This is a genomic window from Oceanihabitans sp. IOP_32, from assembly GCF_009498295.1.
GTDB lineage: Bacteria > Bacteroidota > Bacteroidia > Flavobacteriales > Flavobacteriaceae > Wocania > Wocania indica.
On record NZ_CP040813.1, the window covers coordinates 2,544,163 to 2,564,726 of the forward strand.

The following is a 20,564-nucleotide window of genomic DNA, read 5'->3' on the forward strand; positions in this document are numbered from 1 at the left end:
TAAAATGTGTGTGAATCGCTTATGCTGAGCGCAGTCGAAGTATCTCAGAGAACCACATTTTACTTTTGGTAAAATGTGTGTGAATCGCTTATGCTGAGCGCAGTCGAAGTATCTCAGAGAACCACATTTTACTTTTGGTAAAATGAGTGTGAATCGCTTATGCTGAGCGCAGCCGAAGTATCTCAGAGCACCACATTTTATTTTTGGTAAAATGAGTGTGAATCGCTTATGCTGAGCGTAGCCGAAGTATCTCAGAGAATCAAGGTCGTTTAATTATTTTAAACAACCTTGACTACTGGTTAAATCCTATTTTCTATATAAAACCACCACCAGATTTTTCATTGGCATCACGTTGTTTTCTTGATTTAGCACGGTATTTCCCGCCACCAAAGCGGTAAGACAAACTTAGCTGCACGGTATGGCTTTCCCAGTTAAACTCACCAACTTGAACAAAAGGTTTAGTGCTATCAAAAGCAAATTTCATGGTATTTAAAACATCATTAAAATTTAAACTAAACGTACCTTTTCCTTCTGCAAAGCTCAATCGAGACCCTAGATTTACAAAATACATAGGTTCTATATCAAATTGTAAGGTTTTGTTTTTTCCTCTGTAAAATCCAAAGGCTGTAAAGCTTAAGGTTTTATTCACTTTAAAATTATTGAATATTCTAAAATTCCAAGCTACATTGTCAACTTCTTCAATGTTAGTCACAATATCGTTAATAGTGGCTGTTTCTATGGGTGCTGTTAACTGTTCTGCAATCCCTTTTTGTGTTTGCGAATACAAATCGAAGCTTCCATTAATACTCCACCATGACGTTGGTCTGTAATTGGTAGATAATTCTATACCGTAAGCGGCGGTATCGTCAAAATTATCGTGTGTTAAAATGATACGACCCGAATTTACGTCGGTTCGGTCTATAAATAGAGCTCTATTAATTTCATCAGAAATCAGTCTGTAAAACACACCGCCAGTAACTGTTCCCTTTCTGTTGTTTAAAGTTCTTGTATAATTGGCTTCAATAGAATTTGTAAACTGTGGGCGTAGATTAATGTTTCCGAAAGAGGAAATTAAAGGCGTGCTCCATTCCTTAATAGGATTTACTTGTCCGATTCCTGGGCGATCCACTCTTCGACTATAACTAAATTGGTAGGCATTTTTTTCAGAAGGGGTATAAGTTATAAAGGCAGAAGGGTACAACTCGAAATAATTGTTTTTAAAGGCTTCTGTACTTGCTGCCTCAGAAGATAGCGCTAAGGCATCTTCTTCTACCTGTTCGGCACGAACACCAATTTGGTAGGTCCATTTTTCAAGTTTTTTACTAAATGTGGCATAGGCAGAAAAGATATCTCTGCTATAATCAAAATCGTTATCGGGCGTTGGTCTTAATACCCCTTGGTTGTTAAAGGTTTCGCCTGTTGAGGCGTAAGCAATATCCGAATTAAACAATCGGGCTTCTAGCCCAGATTCTAGTTTTGTGGTTTCGCTTAAAGGGTTAACATAATCTAAATTTACAGTGGTGCTTTGCCTGTCGGTAGTATTAAAATCTTGATAGTTTTTGTTTGAACCTAATAAGAATTTAAAATCTGCTGGAGTATCATCTTCGAAGGTATTGTAATCTACTTCCAAATCGATATGATGGCCTTCTTCAGAAAAATCGTGAACATAATTAAAGTTGTATTGCGACGACTTATTATCGCTTTCTGAAATAAAAATTTGGCTCTGATTAAAAGACGGATCATTGTAAAAGAGTACTTCGGCAGAGCCTTCATTACTACTTTCAGAGGTGTTTTGGGAGGTGAAAATCGATATGGTGTTCTTATCGTCTAAATAAAAATCTAAACCCACTTTATACAAATGCGATTGCCGTTTATCTAGAAATTGAAAGAATTGGTCCGAGTTGTTATTCGGTCTATTAATATTGCCCAGATTTATGTTTTTAGAAATATTATTGCTGTAATTCCCGTATAAATTGAGCTTGCCATTTCGATAGTTCATATTTAATGCACTGTTAAATTTAGCTTCCTTTTCATGAGATAATCCTAAGCTTACATTCCCATTAAATCCTATCATGGTGTTTTTGTGCAGTACAATATTTATAATGCCACTCATGCCTTCAGGGTTATATTTTGCCGATGGGTTTGTAATGAGTTCTACAGATTTTATGGCCGTAGAAGGAATTTGTTTAAGGAGTTGTGCTGTGGGAATGTTTGATAATTTACCATCAACCATAACCCTAACGTTTTGGTTGCCTCGCAAACTAATATCTCCAGTTTGTGCGTCGACACTCACCGATGGAATCCCCACCATAAGATCTGATGCGCTGCCTGTTGCCGCCAAATCTTTACCAATAGTAATGACTTTTCGATCTACTTTTTGTTGTATGGTAGAGTTTTCGGCAATAATGGTGACCTCGTCTAGGCCTTCGGCTTCTTCTTCCAGAAAAATATTGCCAAGATTCACTTTGTTATTAGCCTTGTTCAGAGTTACATTTTTAGTGATGGTTTTGTAGCCTATATATTGAATGCTAATTTTAACTTCGCCTTCTTCTATATTTTCAATTTTAAATGAGCCGTCTTCTAAAGTCATTCCTCCAGTTAAAATGTCATCATTATTATTTTTAATAACTATATTTACGTAAGGTAAGGGTTGTTTTAATTTATCGTCTAATACTTTTCCTGAAATTTCTCCTGTTTTAGTAATAGGCGCGTCAGGATGTGATGGGTTTGCTTGTGCGCTTATCGAAACTAAAAATAAGAGCACTAAAAATAAATTTTTCATAAGATTGCGTTTTTGTGATTGATTGAAAGTATGCCTTGTTTGGTAATTGCAAGGCATATAAACAAGACGTAGGTATTTTAATTGTGTTACCAGATTTAAACTATATTAACATATATTTAACAGATGAATAAGAAAACGTTGGTGCTTGGAGCCTCCTTAAAACCAGATAGATACTCAAATCTTGCTATTAAAAAATTGGTAGCAAACCACCATGAGGTTGTAGCTTTTGGTATAAAAAGCGGTGTAGTGGCAGGAACTAATATCGATACGCAACTAAAACCCTATAAAAATATAAACACAGTAACTTTATATCTAAACCCAGAGCGGCAGGTCGAATATTACGATTATATCCTGTCTTTAAAGCCAGAACGCGTTATTTTTAATCCCGGTACTGAGAATCCGGAATTTTATAAAATTCTAAAAACCAATAATATTTATTTTGAAGTCGCTTGCACTTTAGTTTTGCTTTCTACTAATCAATATTAAACCTAGGTAGGTAATTATTCCATTTAAGGGTAAAATTTCCCAATGAAACTTATAAGCGCCTAAAATGCTTTCTGGTAAAGAGGTTATAAGTAGGCTAATTATAATAGATAATAGTGCGACGATCCAGGCGTATTTGTCTTTAATTTCACGTTTGCTTAAAATGCCAAAAGCAAATAAACCCAATAGCGGTCCGTATGTGTATGTGGCAAATTTAAAAAGGTTGCTAACGACATTACCTTCCAGATTATTAAAGACTATAACGACGATTATGAGTAACAGAGAAACACCAATATGTACTTTTTTACGCAAGGGTTTTTGTGCTGCTTCTGGTCTCTTTTCTATGTTTAAAAAATCTACAGAAAAAGAGGTGGTTAGCGAAGTTAAAGCACTGTCTGCACTGCTGTAGGCTGCCGCGATTAAGCCAATAAGAAAGGTGATGGATAGGGCAGCACCTAAACCTTGATTCATAGCAATTTCAGGAAACAATAAATCGGTTCTTGTAATATCGTTTACAACGGGTATTTGTAAATTAAAGGTATCGGCATAAATAAATAATAAAGCTCCTAGAGATAAAAAGGCAAAATTTACCACAATAATTAAAGTAGCCATGGTAAACATATTTTTTTGAGCGTCTTTTTTGTTCTTACAGGTTAGGTTTTTTTGCATCATATCTTGGTCTAAACCAGTCATAGCAATGGCAATAAAAATACCGCCAATAAAGTATTTCCAGAAATAGGTTGTAGCATTGGGGTCATCAAAAAAGAACATTTGGCTTTTTGCAGAAAACGACTCCGATTTAAGCATGCTAATTACTGTGAAATCTAACTTTTCATTAATTAAATAAATACCAACACCAACCGAGACCAACATGGCTAAAGTTTGTAAAGTATCGGTCCAAATAATGGTTTTTATGCCCCCTCTGTTTGTGTATAGCCAAATTAATAGAATTGAAATTACAACGGTAATCCAAAATGGCACTCCCAGTTTTTCAAACACAATATATTGCATCGCTAAGGCGACTAAATATAAACGAAAAGAGGCTCCAGTAACCCTAGAAAGTAAGAAAAAGAAAGCCCCAGTTTTATAACTTACTACCCCAAAACGCTGTTCTAGATATTGGTAAATTGAAGTGACGTTAAGTTTATAATACAAGGGTAGCAGTATGAATATGATGAATAAATACCCCACAAAAAAACCTAAAACACCTTGCATATAGGCAAATTGTTCACCGCCAACCATGCCGGGTACCGATATGAAGGTAACTCCCGATAGCGAAGCACCAATCATTCCAAAGGCAACCAAATACCAAGGCGATTGTTTTTTGGCTTTAAAAAAAACCTCATTACTATCTTCTTTTCCTGTTAAATAAGATATTAATATAAGAAGGCCAAAATAGGAGCCAATTAAAAGTAGTGTTTGTGTTGCAGACATAAAACTGGTTTTTTCGATGTACAAATTACGTAAAAGTCGAGAAGAATTTTACACAAGTTGAGAATAAATAGTAAATTCGCGATTATGGAATTTTCTTCGAAACTATTAGAACGAGCGGTTAACGAAATGTCTCAATTACCAGGAATAGGTAAGCGTACGGCATTGCGTTTGGTGTTGCACTTATTAAGGCAACCTAAAGAACAGACCACAGGACTATCTGAGGCCTTATTAAATATGCGTAATGAGGTGAAATTTTGTAAATCTTGTCATAATATTAGCGATGTTAGCCTTTGTGAAATTTGTGCAAGTGCGAGTCGAAATAAAAGTATAATCTGCGTTGTAGAAGATGTTAGAGACGTTATGGCTATTGAAAACACAAGCTCTTTTAAAGGCTTGTACCATGTTTTAGGCGGAAAAATATCGCCAATGGATGGTGTTGGGCCCCACGATTTAAATATAGAGACTCTAGTAGCCAAAGTAAAACAAGGCGATGTAAAAGAGCTTATTTTTGCATTAAGCTCTACCATGGAGGGCGATACCACTAATTTTTATATTTATAAACAAATTCAAGATTATAAGGTGGTTACCTCTACGATTGCAAGAGGGATTTCGGTGGGAGACGAATTGGAATATGCCGATGAAATTACACTAGGAAGAAGCATTGTAAATAGAATACCATTTGAGTCGGCTTTAAAACTATAAGAAATAACCTTAAAACGGCTTTAAATTTTATGGTATGTTTTTAAAATATAAGTCGCGAGACTGGATTTCTAGAATAATTAAATTCGGGAAAAAGAAAAAAACAGATAGCAACAGTATTACATGATGTTGAGTGTAATTAAAATTAAGTGCTCATCAATACCTTATGTTTACGCCGTATTTTTAAGAGCCGATAAGTTAAATATCTGGAGAGGTTTATAGTAATAATCATTTTTATAATAGTTTTATTGCTAATAATTTAATAGAATTAATGTTTTTGGTTAATTTTGTGAACACAATATAAAAACAAATATTAGATTTAATATATGGCGAAATTTGAGCTTAAATTACCGAAAATGGGAGAAAGTGTTGCCGAGGCAACCATTACCGCTTGGTTAAAAGAAGTTGGAGACACAATAGAATTAGATGAAGCAGTCTTAGAAATTGCTACCGATAAAGTAGATAGCGAAGTGCCAAGTGAAGTGGATGGAGTTTTAGTTGAAAAGCGTTTTAATGTAGATGATGTTGTTCAGGTAGGAGACGTGATTGCTGTTATAGAGACCGAAGCAGACAATAATGCGGCGATTGAAACTGCTATCGATAAATCTGAAAAACCAGTATCTAACGAGGTAAATCAAATAACAGAGACCATTGCTGTAGCCAAAGAAACAGTAGCGCCAATAAGCTCAAATAAAGATCGTTTTTACTCACCGTTAGTCAAAAATATAGCTAAGCAAGAAGGCATTTCTCAAAATGAACTGGATGCTATTCAAGGATCTGGAAAGGATGGACGCGTTACCAAAAGCGATATATTAGAGTATATTGAAAACAGAGGTACCCCTAAAACAGAGGCTCAAGAAGTTGTAGCGCCAAAGCCGAGCGCAAAAGTTGAGGTGCCTGCAAAACCGTCGCCAACACCTGTTATAGCTAGTGGTGAAGACGAGATAATCGAAATGACAAGAATGGGCAAGCTCATTGCCCATCATATGGTAGAATCTGTACAAACATCGGCACATGTGCAAAGTTTTATAGAGGCCGATGTAACCAAGATTTGGAACTGGAGAAAGAAAGCAAAAGATGGTTTTATGAAGCGCGAAGGTGTGAATTTAACCTTCACTCCAATTTTTATGGAGGCTATTGCTAAAGCACTGCGTGATTTCCCGATGATGAATATCTCTGTTCAAGGCAACAGCATCATAAAAAAGAAAAATATTAATTTGGGTATGGCTGCGGCTTTACCCGATGGTAATTTAATTGTACCTGTAATAAAAAATGCCGATCAGCTTAACTTGGTAGGTATGGCAAAACAGGTTAACGATTTGGCTAATCGAGCGCGTTTAAATCAATTAAAGCCAGACGATATTCAAGGCGGAACTTACACCGTTACTAATGTGGGTACTTTTGGTAGCATTATGGGTACCCCAATTATAAACCAGCCTCAAGTCGGTATTTTAGCCCTCGGTGCCATACGTAAAGTGCCTGCGGTTATCGAAACTCCAGAAGGCGATTTTATTGGTATTCGTTACAAAATGTTCTTGTCTCATTCTTACGATCATCGTGTTGTTAATGGAGCTCTCGGCGGACAATTTGTGAAAGCCGTAAAGGATTATTTAGAAGCTTGGGACAGCAATCGTGAGATTTAGCGTATATAATATGCGAACCGAAGTATCTTTTTAAACGGATTAAGCGTTTTTTTTCCGCTTTCGCGGAAATGTATATAAGTTAAAACCAACCTGTAAAATGGTTGGTTTTTTTTGTTTTTTACCCATAGGTAATTTAGTATCTTTACGTTTTATAAAACAAACTTAATGCAACTAAACCTAACGAAACCCATCTGTTTTTTCGATTTAGAAACTACAGGTACAAATATTACCAAAGATCGTATTGTAGAAATCGCTATATTAAAGGTGCATCCCAACGGAAAAGAAGAGTGTAAAACTTGGTTGGTAAATCCAGAAATGCCTATTCCGAAAGAGGTTACCGAAATTCATGGAATTTCTGATGCCGATGTTGCCGATAAACCTGTTTTTAAATCCATTGCAAAGGAGGTTTACAATTTGATAAAAGATTCCGATTTAGGTGGATTTAATTCCAATAGATTTGATATTCCCCTCCTAGCCGAAGAGATGCTTCGTGCCGAGGTGGACTTCGATATGAAAAACCGCTTATCAATTGATGTGCAAACCATATTTCACAAAATGGAACAACGCACTTTAAGTGCAGCATATAAGTTTTATTGCGATAAAAATTTAGAAGGGGCACACAGTGCCGAAGCCGACACAAATGCAACTTACGAAGTGTTAAAAGCACAAATCGCTAGATATGATGCCTTAGAAAACGACTCCAAATTTTTGGCAGAATTTAGTACACAAAAAAGGTTTGCAGATTTTGCAGGATTTCTTATCTATAACAAAGCGGGTGAGGAGTGTTTTGCTTTCGGAAAACACAAAGGTAAATTGGTAACCGATGTTTTAGAAAAAGAACCTGGGTATTTTGGCTGGTTATTAAATGCCGATTTCCCACTTTACACTAAAAAAGTGCTGACCGCAATAAAATTAAAAAGTTTTAATAATAAATTAGGGTAGTGCGTTTTTAGCTTGAGTTATTGTATCATGTTTTTTAAAACAAAGAATGCCAGTTAATAAGGAATAATAATTAAAAACTATTTAAAGTGAAACTTATTTGCATTGGAAGAAATTACGCCGCACACATTGCAGAACTAGAAAATGACAAACCAAGCGATCCTGTAATTTTTTTAAAGCCCGATACGGCGGTATTACCTAAAAATCGCCCCTTTTTTATTCCAGATTTTTCCAACGATGTGCATCATGAAGTCGAAATTTTGGTTAAAATAAATAGGGTGGGTAAATATATCGATAAAAAGTTTGCTCATAAATACTATGAAGAAATTGGATTGGGAATAGATTTTACAGCTCGCGATTTACAAAATCAGTTAAAAACAAAAGGATTGCCCTGGGAGAAAGCAAAAGCCTTTGATGGTGCAGCGGTTATTGGAGATTGGATTGCAGTAAACACTATTAAAAACGTAGATAATATTAATTTTTCGTTACAAAAAAACGATATTGTTGTACAACAATCGAATACGAGCCTTATGCTATGGAAAATCGATGAGTTAATAGCTTATGTATCAAAATATTTTACACTAAAAATTGGGGATATTATATTTACTGGCACGCCGTCTGGTGTTGGTAAAGTGGAAGTTAACGACAAGCTAAAAGGATTTATAGAACAAAACGAAATGTTTTCAATTACGGTAAAATAAATGGAACAACATTATAAATTATTTAAGATACGTGAATTAGCTGACAATGATGAGGACTTTATTAAAGCCTTAGCCTCGACTTTTTTAGAAGAGGTTTCGGTCGATATAGAGCGTTTGCAAAAAGCAGTAGTTCATAAAGATTATCTGCAAACCTACCAAATCGCTCATAAAATGAAACCTACAATCGATTTGTTTCAATTGGGCGTGCTTGATACTTTAATAGAGATTCAGGACTGGGGAAAATTGGTAAAAACAGATCTAGATATTGCACCTCAATTACAGGTTGTAGTTACGGCAATTAATAAGGCTTTAAGCGAAATAAAATCTGATTTTAGTTTATAATGCAGGCAGAAATTATTACCATTGGAGATGAGTTACTTATTGGTCAAGTTATCGATACTAATTCTGCATATATCTCGAAGAAGCTTAACAATATTGGTGTTTCTGTTTGTCAGATCACCTCTATTCGAGACGATAAGATTCATATCCTTAAAGCTTTAAAAGAAGCAGAAGATAAAGCAAATGTGGTTATAATAACTGGTGGTTTAGGGCCAACCAAAGACGATATCACGAAAAAAACACTAGCCTCATATTTTAATGATACTTTAGTTAGAGATGCGTCTGTCTTAAAAAACATCGAACATCTCTGGGAAAAACATATCAAACAACCATTAAAACAAGTTAATATAGATCAAGCTTTGGTACCCTCTAAAGCCACAGTTTTAATGAATGTATTTGGCAGCGCTCCAGGCATGTGGCTTTGTAAAGGCGATAAGGTTTTTATAGCGCTACCAGGAGTTCCTTTCGAGATGCGCGCTTTAATGGAACAAGCGGTTATTCCCAAATTAAAACAAACATTTAGTTGTCCTCATATTTTACATAAAACCCTTGTTGTTTATGGTGTGGGCGAGAGTTCGCTCGCCGAAAGATTAGAAGCTTGGGAAGACGCCTTACCAAAACACATTAAATTGGCCTACTTACCAAATCTTGGTAAAGTTAGGTTGCGATTAACAGCCACAGGATTTAATAAGCAACAGATTGAAAAGGAGGTACAGCAACAAATAGATAAAGTATTACCCTTAATTCAAGACGAGTTTTGCGGTTTTGAAGACCACGACTCGTCTTTAGAGGTGGTTATCGCAAAGCAATTGGTGAAATTTAATAAAACCCTGGCAGTCGCCGAAAGTTGTACTGGCGGAAAACTGGCTGCACAACTTACAGCAAATGCTGGTGCCTCTCAATATTTTAAAGGAGGCTTGGTAACCTATGCCACACAATCTAAGGTAGATGTTTTAGGCGTATCAAAAGCTATAATCGATACCTACTCTGTGGTTAGTGCTCAGGTTGCCGAAGCTATGGCTCAAAACGCATTGCGACTTTTTAACTCAGATTACGCTATAGCAACTACAGGAAACGCTGGGCCAGAAAAAGGCGATTCAAACGCCGATGTTGGCACCGTTTTTATTGCTATTGCTACAAAAGAAAATGTTTTTTCGGCCGAATTTAACATGGGAAATCATCGAGAAAAGGTAATAAATAAGGCAGTCAATAAGGCTTTTGAAATGCTTCAAAAAGAAATTTTAAAAAATAGATAAAAATAAGATTGTCATAAAATAAATAATTCATATATTTGCACCTCGATTTTAAGCAACAAAAATTTAAAGTTATATATAATGTCAAGAGTTTGTGAACTTACAGGAAAGAAGGCAATGGTTGGAAACAACGTGTCTCATGCATTGAATAGAACTAAACGCAAATTTAATGCGAATTTAGTTAAGAAACGTTTTTACATTCCAGAAGATGAGAGCTGGATAACTTTAAAGGTTTCAACATCTGCTTTAAAAACTATTAACAAGATTGGTATTTCTGCAGCTTTAAAAGAAGCGAAATCTAAAGGGTTTTATAAATAATAGCTGTAAAATAAGATGAGGTTTCCGCTTTCGCGGAAGCTACAAAAAAAACATTACAACATGGCAAAGAAAGGCAATAGAGTACAGGTGATATTAGAATGTACAGAGCACAAAGAGTCTGGTCAACCAGGAACTTCGCGTTACATTACTACAAAAAACAAAAAAAATACGCCAGATAGAATGGAGATTAAGAAATTTAATCCAATTCTTAAGCGTATGACAGTTCATAAAGAAATTAAGTAATCTAAAATTTTTTCAAATTTTAGACAGTAAAAATTAGAAGTTTAATTGCTTCAAATAGCACATAAATCATGGCAAAGAAATCAGTAGCATCGTTACAAACAGGATCAAAAAGATTAACTAAGGCTATAAAAATGGTGAAATCACCTAAAACTGGCGCTTATATGTTTGTAGAGTCTATTATGGCTCCAGAATTAGTAAATGACTTTATTAATAAAAAGTAATACTAATTTTCAAAAATATTTAAAACTGCTTTCATTTAGGTGTAAGCAGTTTTTTTATGCTTAAATTTTAGTAAATTTACCAGTGTAATTTCGTAAGCCTAAATGCGCTTTAGACGAAATACAAAATAGGTTGACTTATAAAATGAGACCTTTATAAAATAAAAACGATATGAGCTTTTTTAAGAAAATATTTTCAAAAGAGAAAAAGGAAACACTAAATAAAGGTTTAGAAAAATCTAAATCTAGCTTTTTGGGTAAATTAAGTAAAGCCGTAGCAGGAAAATCTAAGGTAGATGATGATGTCTTAGATAATCTTGAAGAGGTTTTAGTGTCTAGTGATGTTGGAGTAAATACCACTTTAAAGGTTATAGAACGTATTGAGGAACGCGTTGCCAAAGATAAATATTTAGGAACAGATGAGCTCAATGAAATTCTGCGCGAAGAAATTGCTGGTTTGTTAAGTGAAACTAATATTGGAGAAGAGTCTGAATTTACGATACCTCAAAATAAAAAACCATATGTGTTAATGGTGGTTGGTGTTAATGGTGTGGGCAAAACAACAACCATTGGAAAACTGGCTTATCAATTTAAAAAACAAGGATTAAAAGTGGTATTAGGGGCAGCAGATACTTTTAGGGCTGCTGCTATCGATCAATTACAAGTTTGGGCCGACCGGGTAGATGTGCCTATGGTACGACAGGATATGGGCAGCGATCCAGCATCTGTAGCGTTCGATGCCTTAAAATCTGGTGTTAGCCAAGATGCCGACGTTATTATTATCGATACCGCTGGACGTTTACATAACAAAATCAATTTAATGAATGAGCTTACAAAGGTAAAGCGTGTAATGCAAAAAGTAGTCGATGATGCCCCACACGATGTGCTTTTAGTTTTAGATGGCTCTACGGGTCAGAATGCCTTCGAGCAAGCCAAACAATTTACCGCTGCAACCGAGGTGACCTCGCTCGCTGTGACCAAATTAGACGGTACTGCTAAAGGTGGTGTGGTTATAGGTATTTCAGATCAGTTTAAAATTCCAGTTAAATATATTGGTGTTGGTGAGGGTATTGAAGATTTACAAGTTTTTAATAAATATGAATTTGTCGATTCTTTCTTTAAATAAATCGTTTTTTTTAAGTGGTTATAAAACAGGCTTCGTCTGGAAAATAAAATTAGGCATGTCTGAAAAAATGATAATACCAATTTAATTTTGAAATGTCGTATGGTTAATTTGGTATAATTTAACGAAAATATTTTAATCCTGTATATAGGATTGTGTACTAGAATTTAAGAAAATAAAAGAGGTCTGTTTTTATAGCAGACCTCTTTTTATGAATTAAGTATTTTAAATATAGGCTATTCTCCTAAAAATGGATAGCGATAATCGACAGGTGTAACAAAGGTTTCCTTTATTAATCTAGGCGAAACCCAACGCAATAAGTTTTGGGCGCTACCGGCTTTATCGTTGGTACCCGAAGCTCGAGCACCACCAAAAGGTTGTTGTCCAACAACGGCACCAGTGGGCTTATCGTTAATATAAAAATTGCCCGCGGCATTTTGTAAAGCGTCTGTAGCCTCTGTAATAGCATATCTATCGGTGGCAAGAATTGCCCCTGTTAAACCGTATTCGCTTGTTTCGTCGACTAATTTTAAAGTTTCAGTGTATTTATGCTCATCATAAACATAAATAGTTATAACGGGCCCAAATAATTCTGTACACATCGTCGAATATTTTGGGTTTGTAGTTACAATTACGGTTGGCTCAATAAAATAACCTATCGATTTGTCGTAGTTACCACCAACAATAACTTCCGCGTCAGCGTCGCTTTTAGCCGCATCAATATAAGAAGCGAGTTTGTCAAAAGACGCTTCATTAATTACGGCCGTAATAAAATTACTCATGTCTTCTGGAGAGCCCATTTTAAAGGACTTTACATCTTCAACGACAAATTTTTTGACCTCTTCCCAAATATTAGAAGGAATATAAGCTCTTGATGCGGCACTACATTTTTGTCCTTGAAACTCGAATGCTCCTCTAGAAATGGCAGTGGCCACTTGTTTTGGAACGGCAGATTTATGCGCTACAATAAAGTCTTTCCCGCCTGTTTCCCCAACTATTCTAGGGTAGGTTTTATAGTTTTCTATATTATTTGCAATTTGTTTCCACAAGTTTTGAAAAACTGGAGTTGACCCCGTGTAGTGTAATCCAGAAAAGTGCGGACTAGCCATAACCGTATCTGTAATCATTCTTGGATCTCCAAAAACCACATTAATTACACCAGCAGGCACACCAGCTTCTTTAAATACATCCATTATAACTTTAGCCGAATATATTTGGTTGTTACTTGGTTTCCAAACCACAACATTGCCCATTAGGGCCATACAGGCTGGTAGGTTTCCTGCAATGGCAGTAAAGTTAAACGGGGTAACGGCATAGGTGAAACCTTCTAGCGGACGGTACTCAACACGGTTCCATGCATCGCTTGTGCTTTCTGGCTGATCGTAATAAATATCCGTCATAAACTGTACATTAAATCGCAAGAAGTCTATGAGTTCGCAGGCCGCATCAATCTCAGCCTGATGTATGTTTTTAGATTGTGCAATCATTGTCGCTGCATTTATTTTTGCACGGTAAGGTCCGGCAATAAGCTCAGCAGCTTTTAGAAATATTCCAGCGCGTTGTTCCCATGGCATTTGCACCCAATTTTTTCTAGCTTCAAGTGCTGTAGAAATGGCTTCTTCAACGTGTTTTTTTTCGGCTAAATGGTAGGTGCCCACACTGTGTTTATGATCGTGCGGTGGCGACATGGTTCTGGTGTTGCCAGTTGTAACGTCCTTACCATTAATATACATTGGTACATCAATTTGGCTGTTAAACATGCTTTTGTAAGCTTTAAGAACAGCATCACGTTCTGGAGAACCCGGAGCATAGCCCTTAACAGGTTCGTTTATAGCAACTGGTACGTTAAAAAATCCTTTTCCCATTGTTTTTATTTTATATTAAATTGTAAAAAAGTTTGATTTGTAAACTTACGAATTTTAAAAGCATTTGAAAATAGCTTTAGGTATTATCTTGTAAATTATATTTGGATAATTTTGTAAGTTGTTAACCAATTTTAAAGTTTATGTGTACAGTTACCGTCATTCCTATGGGTGCTAATGATTTTGTGCTCACCACAAATCGAGATGAAGCTCCCAATAGACCTACTTTAAAACCGGCATTTTACACTTTAAACCACACCAAGTTATGGTTTCCGAAGGATGAGTTATCTGGAGGCACTTGGATTGGGGTAAGCGATAAAAAAAGGGTTGTTTGTTTACTTAATGGCGGATTTGTTGGTCATGAACGAAAATCGAATTATCGATTAAGCAGAGGTGTCGTTGTAAAAGATATTTTAATTTCTAAAAATGTTATAGAAACCGTTTTAAACTATAATTTTTTGGGTATTGAACCATTTACGGTTATTCTCTTAGATTGGAGTATGGGTTTAAAATTGTATGAATTAGTCTGGGATGGGCTAAATACTCATTTCAAACCCTTAGATTTTGAGCCTAAAATTTGGTCCTCTTCTTCATTGTACTCAAAAACTATGAAAAGTGAACGCGAGCAGTGGTTTGAAGCTTATAAAAAGGATACAGATTTAAACCCAGAATCTCTGTTAAGATTTCATAAAACGGCAGGACAGAACAATGGGCAATTTGGAGTGATTATGGATCGAGGTCATGTTAAAACAACTAGCATTACTCAAGTGGCCAAATCTGGTATTAATTTAAATTTGCACCACATAAATCTTTTAGACCGTACTGAAATAGCACAAGTCTTTGTTATGCCCTAATATTTTTTTTTGGCTAGGTTGTTACTAAAATTCCATTAATAATCAAGGCGTATAATCAAAAAGGTATTTTAGAAAAGCAATGAGTAGGTATCACTAATTTTTAAATAAATGCTTTCGTGATATTGGTAAAATAAAGTACGACGGCAATCTGGATACCTAGTTTAATCCCAATCTTATGCCCTTAGGGTTTATCCTATTTTTAAGTTTTTAGTTTACAGCAAAAGGCGCATTTAATCCAAATGTTGGAATAAAAACCTTAAACTTTTTGCCGGTAGTAAAATTCACCATGTTATAGTGACCCTGCATCGCCCCGAAGGGTGCATTTAACAGGCATCCTGAAGTGTAGGTGTGAGATTCTCCAGGGCTTAAAATAGGCGTTTTTCCAACAACACCTTCTCCAGATACGGTTTCAAGAGTGTTTAAGGCGTCTATAATTTCCCAATAACGGGAATTAAGCTGCACGGTATCTTTGCTTTTGTTTTCTATAGTTACCGTGTAAGCGAAGGCAAACTGTATAATGTAATTTCTGTAAAAAGAACCTTCGAAGTTGGTTTTTACCGAAATTTTTATGCCGCTTGTAACTTGTTGAACCATCCTAGTTGTTGATATACAATATGTTTGTGTTGCTAATGTAATAAAAATAATGTATTGCATTATAAAATTTAACACTTGTATTTAAACATGGCCTTATATACTATTTATAACATAAAAAAACGGTTTATAATTGGTGTAGATTTGTAAACTGGTTAATTACTTTAAAGCATTAATTTGAGATATTAACCGAAGAACCTTCACCTAAACCTATAATGTTATCGTATCGGCCACCTAAATCCCTGTAATATACAAGAGCCTTATAATTGTTTTCGGTTTGATAAAAGTTTCCACTAATCGCGCCTTCGTCTAATACCCCTTTATTTGTAATGACATATTTGTAGTTGTAAAAGCCTTGTTTTAATAATAAGGCATGTTTAAAAACATGGTCTTTGGCATCAAAAGTCATTTTGGTATCCTCGTTAATGGTGTAATTGTTAAAATTGCCGTATATATGAATGGTTTTGTCTAGTAATTTTGGGCTAGGCGCTAATGAAAAATGAACCCAAACATAATCGGCCTCAATATTTGGGTTGTCGGCATTTATACTTGTTATCAAAAAATTCCCATTAATATCTGGATTGTAGGTGTAGGGTTTCGAAGCCCTTTCGGTATTTGTAAACAAGTAATTATGATATAAATCTTGTAAATCGATATGACGAACACTTATGTTGGCCGCTCTTATATCTTTATTGTCGAAGTATAAATATTCGTTACCTCCCCAAAAACTAGATTCGGTATCGTATTTGTAAATTAGCTTATTACCTATGGTGTATTGAGGTTTTAAACCTGAAATCGCAGTGTTTAAATTATTGTTTTGAATGATTAAGGTTTTTACACGTTGTTTAGGATTGTTTAGTTGTAAATCGTTTGATGAGATTTCAAGCTCTACACGTTGTTTTTGGTCTATAAACTCAAGGTCTCTTGAGCGTTTTATATTTACAGCAACTTTAGTTTTATTCTCGTAAACCATAAATTTTCTCGAAAAAACCAGTTGGTCGTCATCATTAAAAATACTCAATAAATAGTTTCCTGATACTTTTAAGCGCTTTGTTTGTGCATTGGGTATTGTGAGTTTGTAGTGTGAGTATATTTGATAAGTGTTTAGTGAATTCTCATAGCTTCTAATACGTTGATTGTCGAAGCCGTCAATATATTCTGATTTGACTAAAATTGAAGGCGACCAATCAAAATTAAAATGGTCAATTTTATAATAGTAATCCGCTTCATTACCGTTTAAGGCATCAAACGATAGGCTTAATGTTTCACCTAATTTTATAATGGGTAATTGACTTTCTTGGGTGTTGCTTTTAAACGTTATTGTTTTAATGTAATCTGGTGGGCTTACTTCCTGAGTTTGCGAGAAAATTAATAGCGGTAGAAATATTAAAACGATTAGATTTTTACACTTTAATGACATTTTTTTAATATTTTTGTATAAAGATAATCAAATATAATACCTAAGTGTTTTTATTTTATTTAGAATAAGTATAAATAATAAGCTTGAGGTACTTAGAAAGGATTCTCCACTATTAAAATCGTATTTTTACACTGATTTTTTTAGATAACTAATTTTAAAAATAAATATGTCAAACGGCATTCGGATTAAAAAAGGTCTGGACATAAAACTTAAAGGTAAAGCTGAAAAAACCGTCGAAGAGGCGATTAAAAGCAATTACTTTGTCATAAGACCAGAAGATTTTCACAACATTACACCAAAACTTATCGTAAAAGAAGGCACTTCAGTAAAAGCTGGAGACACGGTATTTTACGACAAATCTCAAGAGCTTATTACTTTTTCTTCTCCGGTATCGGGAAAGGTGGTTGAAGTGATGCGTGGGCCAAAAAGACGCATTGATGCTATTAAAATTCAAGCAGATAAAGAGCAGGTGTACCAAGACCATGGAGTATTTAATTTAGAGACTGCGACTGCTCAAACGCTTAAAACGCATTTATTAGCATCGGGTTGTTGGCCATTTATAAAGCAGCGACCTTACGATGTTATTGCAAATCCAGAGAAAACACCAAAATCTATTTTTGTTTCTGCTTATGCAAGCGCTCCTTTGGCAGCCGATTTAGACTTTACCTTACAAGGTAAAGAGGCAGAGTTACAGGCCGCGATTACTGCACTTTCTAAACTTACCGAAGGCCAAGTGCATGTATCGGTTGGAGCGGGATCTAACTCGCCACTAGCGGGTGTTACTGGTGCGACTATTCACAAAGTTTCTGGGCCTCATCCTGCTGGTAATGTAGGGACGCAAATCAATAAAATAGACCCAATTAATAAAGGAGACATTGTTTGGACGGTTAATGCGCAGGACTTAGTCATTATCGGAGAGCTGTTATTAACAGGTAAGTTTAATGCCGAACGTGTTGTGGCATTAGTTGGCTCGTTAATTGAAAAACCGCGATATTTCGTTTGTAAAATAGGTTGTGAAATTGCAACTATGATATACGATAAGGGAATCTCTAAAGATGCCAATGCACGTATTATTTCGGGCAATGTCTTAAGCGGAAAACAAATTCAACCAGATGGGGTTCTAGATTATTACAGTAATGTTATTTCAGTTATTCCCGAAGGTGATGATTATGAGTTTTTTGGTTGGAATAAGCCAGTTTTTAATAAAGTATCTACTTCTAGAGCTTTAACATTTTCTTGGTTAAGTCCTAAGAAAAAATACGACTTAAATACAAACACCAATGGAGAGCATCGGGCATTTGTGATTACAGGGACTTACGAAAAGGTTTTTCCTTTAGATATATATCCGTTACAAATTTTAAAAGCTTGTATGTATGAAGATCTAGATGAGATGGAAGCTCTGGGAATGTACGAGGTAGCGCCAGAAGATTTTGCGCTTACAGAATTTGTTTGTGTGTCTAAACAACCACATCAAAAAATTATAAGAGCGGGATTAGATTTGATGCTGAAAGAAATTGGATAATGATAAGTTTTCATCCTATTTACATGGGATTGATGATATAAAAAATAGTCATACCAATTAGTAGAAGTCAAAAACAGAAAAGTTATTCATTTTTCTAACAAAATGAAAAATATATAAGATGAGCTTAAAAAGTAAACTACACAATTTTAAAGAAAAGAATAAAAACAAAAAATGGATACCAGCATTTAATGCCTTCCATACGTTTTTATATTTGCCAAACGAGACAACACAAGGTGGTACTCATATTAAAGTGGCCGATGATTTAAAGCGCACCATGAATACGGTAATCATGGCTCTAGTACCTTGTTTGATTTTCGGTATGTTTAATGCAGGTTATCAGCATTATTTAGCCTTAGGTGAAATTGAACAAGCCAAAGGGTTTCTTGGCGCATCGTTTTGGACTATAGATAATCTTGTAGTTGGAATATGGCAAGTATTGCCATTGGTAATTGTGTCTTACGGTGTAGGTTTATTAGTAGAATTTATATTCGCCATAATAAAAGGACACGAGGTAGAAGAAGGCTATCTAGTAACCGGTATGCTCGTGCCACTAATTGTCCCAGTAGATATTCCTTTATGGATGCTGGCGGTAGCGGTTGTATTTGGTGTAGTTATTGGTAAAGAAGTGTTTGGCGGTACAGGAATGAATATACTTAATCCAGCCCTAACCATTCGAGCATTTTTGTTTTTTGCATATCCGACGTGGATGTCTGGAGATAAGGTGTGGGTGCATGGTGCTGTTGAGCGTGCTGGAACGCCCGACGCCATTTCTGGAGAAACCATATTAGGGTCTTATGCTCAAAATAATGGATCTTTGGGTTACGATAATTGGGATATGTTTTGGGGAATTATACCTGGGTCGGTTGGCGAAACCTCGAAGTTCCTAATTATTATAGGCGCCTTATTTTTAATTTTCACAAAAATTGGTAGTTGGAGAATTATACTCTCAACCTTAATAGGGGCATTGAGCATGGGGCTAATCTTTAACGGCGTTGTTAATGCTGGTTGGATTGGAGAATCGAGCAAGTTTTACGGATTAATGAATGTACCATTTTGGGAACACTTAATTATTGGAAGTATTTTATTTGGTGCCGTTTATATGGCCACAGATCCAGTAACGGCATCGCAAACTAATAAAGGCAAATGGATTTACGGATTCTTAATAGGATTTATCTCTATCATGATTCGTGTATTTAACCCAGCTTATCCAGAAGGGGTGTTTTTAGCAATACTATTAATGAATGTTTTCGCACCAACCATAGATCACTATGTGATAAAAGGAAATGTGAAACGCAGATTAAAACGAGTTCAAGTTAAAACAGCGTAATTATGGCAATTAACACAGAAAAAAATTCATATACTATACTTTTTGCCGTTGTAATGGTAATGGTCGTAGGTTCTCTATTAGCGTTTACCGCGTCGTCTTTAAAACCCAAAATTAAAGAGAATGAACGTATGGAAAAGCAGCAAAACATCTTGTATGCTATGGGAATAAACGGAAATGAAGGCAAAGGAGATATTGTTTTTATTTCAACCGACAAAGTCTCTGATGCTTTCGAAACCTATGTTTCAGAACAGTTAGTTTTAGAGTATAAGGACGGAGAAATTATAAATCAACTTACAAGTGAAGAATTTATGACCTCCGACGATGAGGGTAAAGGTATAGCGCCTTATCTAATCGATGTTAAAAAACAACAAACTCGGGCAAAACAAGGTAAATCTAGATTTCTACCGTTATTTGTGGGCAATCAAGATGGCGAAACGGTTTATGTGGCACCAATTCGAGGCAAAGGACTTTGGGACGCTATTTGGGGGTATATCGCTCTGGATGAAAATATGGTAATTAAAGGCACATTTTTCGATCATGCAGCAGAGACTCCTGGTTTAGGTTCTAATATTAAACAGCGTTATTTTATGGATGATTTTAAAGGAGAAAAGTTGTTGGATGAAGACGGTGTATTTAAAGGTGTAGCTGTAAAAAAAGGTAATAACGACCCGAGTAACGAAACCAAAGACGATCATGCTGTAGATGCCTTAGCGGGCGCAACTATTACTGGAGATGGTGTATCTGCAATGATTAAGAAAGATTTGAAATTGTATAAGCCATTTTTTCAGAATTTAAAATCAAAAACAAATTAGT

20 protein-coding genes are annotated in these 20,564 nt (G+C 35.5%); 15 read left to right on the plus strand and 5 right to left on the minus strand.

Translation table 11 applies throughout. The annotated features are described in order from the left end of the window. Positions 1-313: 313 nt before the first annotated feature. Positions 314-2,782, minus strand: coding sequence for a TonB-dependent receptor domain-containing protein (locus FEZ18_RS10630; protein WP_153268296.1), 2,469 nt, complete (start codon positions 2,780-2,782; stop codon positions 314-316). Positions 2,783-2,905: 123 nt separating this feature from the next. On the opposite strand from FEZ18_RS10630, the gene FEZ18_RS10635 reads away from it, so the two are divergent. After that, on the plus strand, positions 2,906-3,268 hold the full coding sequence (locus tag FEZ18_RS10635; protein ID WP_153268297.1) for a CoA-binding protein: 363 nt from the start codon (positions 2,906-2,908) through the stop codon (positions 3,266-3,268). Here the strand turns inward: FEZ18_RS10635 and FEZ18_RS10640 are convergent. Next, a complete protein-coding gene (locus FEZ18_RS10640) occupies positions 3,239-4,699 on the minus strand; it encodes a sodium:solute symporter (protein WP_153268298.1) in 1,461 nt (486 codons plus the stop codon). The two genes, FEZ18_RS10635 and FEZ18_RS10640, sit on opposite strands and share 30 nt — an antisense overlap. Before the next feature lie 84 nt (positions 4,700-4,783). Here FEZ18_RS10640 and recR point away from each other — a divergent pair, with 84 nt between their 5' ends. From recR to ftsY, 10 genes are all read left to right on the plus strand, one after another. Further along, positions 4,784-5,401, plus strand: a complete 618-nt coding sequence (recR, locus tag FEZ18_RS10645; protein ID WP_153268299.1) for a recombination mediator RecR — start codon at positions 4,784-4,786, stop codon at positions 5,399-5,401. Between the two features lie 323 nt (positions 5,402-5,724). Then, positions 5,725-7,041, plus strand: a complete 1,317-nt coding sequence (locus FEZ18_RS10650; RefSeq protein ID WP_153268300.1) for a dihydrolipoamide acetyltransferase family protein — start codon at positions 5,725-5,727, stop codon at positions 7,039-7,041. A gap of 165 nt (positions 7,042-7,206) precedes the next feature. Beyond that, positions 7,207-7,983 carry a 3'-5' exonuclease gene (locus FEZ18_RS10655; RefSeq protein WP_153268301.1) on the plus strand — a complete coding sequence of 259 codons (777 nt, stop codon included), beginning with the start codon at positions 7,207-7,209 and terminating at the stop codon, positions 7,981-7,983. A gap of 86 nt (positions 7,984-8,069) precedes the next feature. Continuing rightward, positions 8,070-8,681, plus strand: coding sequence for a fumarylacetoacetate hydrolase family protein (locus FEZ18_RS10660; protein ID WP_153268302.1), 612 nt, complete (start codon positions 8,070-8,072; stop codon positions 8,679-8,681). Continuing rightward, complete coding sequence (locus FEZ18_RS10665) at positions 8,682-9,023, plus strand: Hpt domain-containing protein (protein ID WP_153268303.1); 342 nt, start codon at positions 8,682-8,684, stop codon at positions 9,021-9,023. Then, on the plus strand, positions 9,023-10,276 hold the full coding sequence (locus tag FEZ18_RS10670) for a competence/damage-inducible protein A (protein ID WP_153268304.1): 1,254 nt from the start codon (positions 9,023-9,025) through the stop codon (positions 10,274-10,276). Before FEZ18_RS10665 ends, FEZ18_RS10670 begins: the two co-directional genes overlap by 1 nt. A gap of 78 nt (positions 10,277-10,354) precedes the next feature. Beyond that, positions 10,355-10,591 carry a 50S ribosomal protein L28 gene (gene rpmB / locus FEZ18_RS10675; protein WP_153268305.1) on the plus strand — a complete coding sequence of 79 codons (237 nt, stop codon included), beginning with the start codon at positions 10,355-10,357 and terminating at the stop codon, positions 10,589-10,591. Between the two features lie 60 nt (positions 10,592-10,651). Continuing rightward, entirely contained in the window at positions 10,652-10,834 is a 183-nt protein-coding gene (rpmG, locus tag FEZ18_RS10680; protein ID WP_072351243.1) for a 50S ribosomal protein L33, read from the plus strand. A gap of 68 nt (positions 10,835-10,902) precedes the next feature. Then, complete coding sequence (locus FEZ18_RS10685) at positions 10,903-11,055, plus strand: DUF4295 domain-containing protein (RefSeq protein WP_153268306.1); 153 nt, start codon at positions 10,903-10,905, stop codon at positions 11,053-11,055. A 169-nt stretch (positions 11,056-11,224) separates the two neighbouring features. Beyond that, a complete protein-coding gene (gene ftsY / locus FEZ18_RS10690; protein ID WP_153268307.1) occupies positions 11,225-12,178 on the plus strand; it encodes a signal recognition particle-docking protein FtsY in 954 nt (317 codons plus the stop codon). A 233-nt stretch (positions 12,179-12,411) separates the two neighbouring features. Here the strand turns inward: ftsY and pruA are convergent, their stop codons facing one another. Then, a complete protein-coding gene (gene pruA, locus FEZ18_RS10695; RefSeq protein WP_153268308.1) occupies positions 12,412-14,040 on the minus strand; it encodes an L-glutamate gamma-semialdehyde dehydrogenase in 1,629 nt (542 codons plus the stop codon). A 140-nt stretch (positions 14,041-14,180) separates the two neighbouring features. Here pruA and FEZ18_RS10700 point away from each other — a divergent pair, with 140 nt between their 5' ends. Next, complete coding sequence (locus tag FEZ18_RS10700; protein ID WP_153268309.1) at positions 14,181-14,891, plus strand: NRDE family protein; 711 nt, start codon at positions 14,181-14,183, stop codon at positions 14,889-14,891. A gap of 207 nt (positions 14,892-15,098) precedes the next feature. Here FEZ18_RS10700 and apaG read toward each other — a convergent pair whose 3' ends face one another. Then, a complete protein-coding gene (apaG, locus tag FEZ18_RS10705; RefSeq protein WP_153269103.1) occupies positions 15,099-15,485 on the minus strand; it encodes a Co2+/Mg2+ efflux protein ApaG in 387 nt (128 codons plus the stop codon). A 169-nt stretch (positions 15,486-15,654) separates the two neighbouring features. Beyond that, positions 15,655-16,902 (minus strand): DUF5103 domain-containing protein, encoded by a 1,248-nt coding sequence (locus tag FEZ18_RS10710; RefSeq protein WP_153268310.1) that lies wholly within the window; start codon positions 16,900-16,902, stop codon positions 15,655-15,657. Positions 16,903-17,068: 166 nt separating this feature from the next. Between FEZ18_RS10710 and FEZ18_RS10715 the strand changes: the two genes are divergently transcribed. From FEZ18_RS10715 to FEZ18_RS10725, 3 genes are all read left to right on the plus strand, one after another. Continuing rightward, positions 17,069-18,424 carry a Na(+)-translocating NADH-quinone reductase subunit A gene (locus tag FEZ18_RS10715; protein ID WP_153268311.1) on the plus strand — a complete coding sequence of 452 codons (1,356 nt, stop codon included), beginning with the start codon at positions 17,069-17,071 and terminating at the stop codon, positions 18,422-18,424. A gap of 118 nt (positions 18,425-18,542) precedes the next feature. Then, positions 18,543-19,751: an NADH:ubiquinone reductase (Na(+)-transporting) subunit B gene (locus tag FEZ18_RS10720; protein WP_153268312.1), complete on the plus strand. Its 1,209-nt coding sequence runs from the start codon at positions 18,543-18,545 to the stop codon at positions 19,749-19,751. A gap of 2 nt (positions 19,752-19,753) precedes the next feature. After that, complete coding sequence (locus FEZ18_RS10725) at positions 19,754-20,563, plus strand: Na(+)-translocating NADH-quinone reductase subunit C (RefSeq protein WP_153268313.1); 810 nt, start codon at positions 19,754-19,756, stop codon at positions 20,561-20,563. The last annotated feature ends 1 nt before the right edge of the window (position 20,564 follow it).

Excerpts from the sequence above, each read along its gene's own strand:
- recR (WP_153268299.1), top strand. The coding sequence starts at position 4,784 with ATGGAATTTTCTTCGAAACTATTAGAACGAGCGGTTAACGAAATGTCT.
- FEZ18_RS10650 (WP_153268300.1), top strand. The coding sequence starts at position 5,725 with ATGGCGAAATTTGAGCTTAAATTACCGAAAATGGGAGAAAGTGTTGCC.
- FEZ18_RS10635 (WP_153268297.1), top strand. The coding sequence starts at position 2,906 with ATGAATAAGAAAACGTTGGTGCTTGGAGCCTCCTTAAAACCAGATAGA.
- FEZ18_RS10720 (WP_153268312.1), top strand. The coding sequence starts at position 18,543 with ATGAGCTTAAAAAGTAAACTACACAATTTTAAAGAAAAGAATAAAAAC.
- FEZ18_RS10665 (WP_153268303.1), top strand. The coding sequence starts at position 8,682 with ATGGAACAACATTATAAATTATTTAAGATACGTGAATTAGCTGACAAT.
- rpmG (WP_072351243.1), top strand. The coding sequence starts at position 10,652 with ATGGCAAAGAAAGGCAATAGAGTACAGGTGATATTAGAATGTACAGAG.
- apaG (WP_153269103.1), bottom strand. The coding sequence starts at position 15,485 with ATGGTTCAACAAGTTACAAGCGGCATAAAAATTTCGGTAAAAACCAAC.
- pruA (WP_153268308.1), bottom strand. The coding sequence starts at position 14,040 with ATGGGAAAAGGATTTTTTAACGTACCAGTTGCTATAAACGAACCTGTT.
- FEZ18_RS10725 (WP_153268313.1), top strand. The coding sequence starts at position 19,754 with ATGGCAATTAACACAGAAAAAAATTCATATACTATACTTTTTGCCGTT.
- FEZ18_RS10670 (WP_153268304.1), top strand. The coding sequence starts at position 9,023 with ATGCAGGCAGAAATTATTACCATTGGAGATGAGTTACTTATTGGTCAA.
- FEZ18_RS10640 (WP_153268298.1), bottom strand. The coding sequence starts at position 4,699 with ATGTCTGCAACACAAACACTACTTTTAATTGGCTCCTATTTTGGCCTT.
- FEZ18_RS10710 (WP_153268310.1), bottom strand. The coding sequence starts at position 16,902 with ATGTCATTAAAGTGTAAAAATCTAATCGTTTTAATATTTCTACCGCTA.
- FEZ18_RS10685 (WP_153268306.1), top strand. The coding sequence starts at position 10,903 with ATGGCAAAGAAATCAGTAGCATCGTTACAAACAGGATCAAAAAGATTA.
- FEZ18_RS10715 (WP_153268311.1), top strand. The coding sequence starts at position 17,069 with ATGTCAAACGGCATTCGGATTAAAAAAGGTCTGGACATAAAACTTAAA.
- FEZ18_RS10630 (WP_153268296.1), bottom strand. The coding sequence starts at position 2,782 with ATGAAAAATTTATTTTTAGTGCTCTTATTTTTAGTTTCGATAAGCGCA.
- rpmB (WP_153268305.1), top strand. The coding sequence starts at position 10,355 with ATGTCAAGAGTTTGTGAACTTACAGGAAAGAAGGCAATGGTTGGAAAC.
- FEZ18_RS10700 (WP_153268309.1), top strand. The coding sequence starts at position 14,181 with ATGTGTACAGTTACCGTCATTCCTATGGGTGCTAATGATTTTGTGCTC.
- FEZ18_RS10655 (WP_153268301.1), top strand. The coding sequence starts at position 7,207 with ATGCAACTAAACCTAACGAAACCCATCTGTTTTTTCGATTTAGAAACT.
- ftsY (WP_153268307.1), top strand. The coding sequence starts at position 11,225 with ATGAGCTTTTTTAAGAAAATATTTTCAAAAGAGAAAAAGGAAACACTA.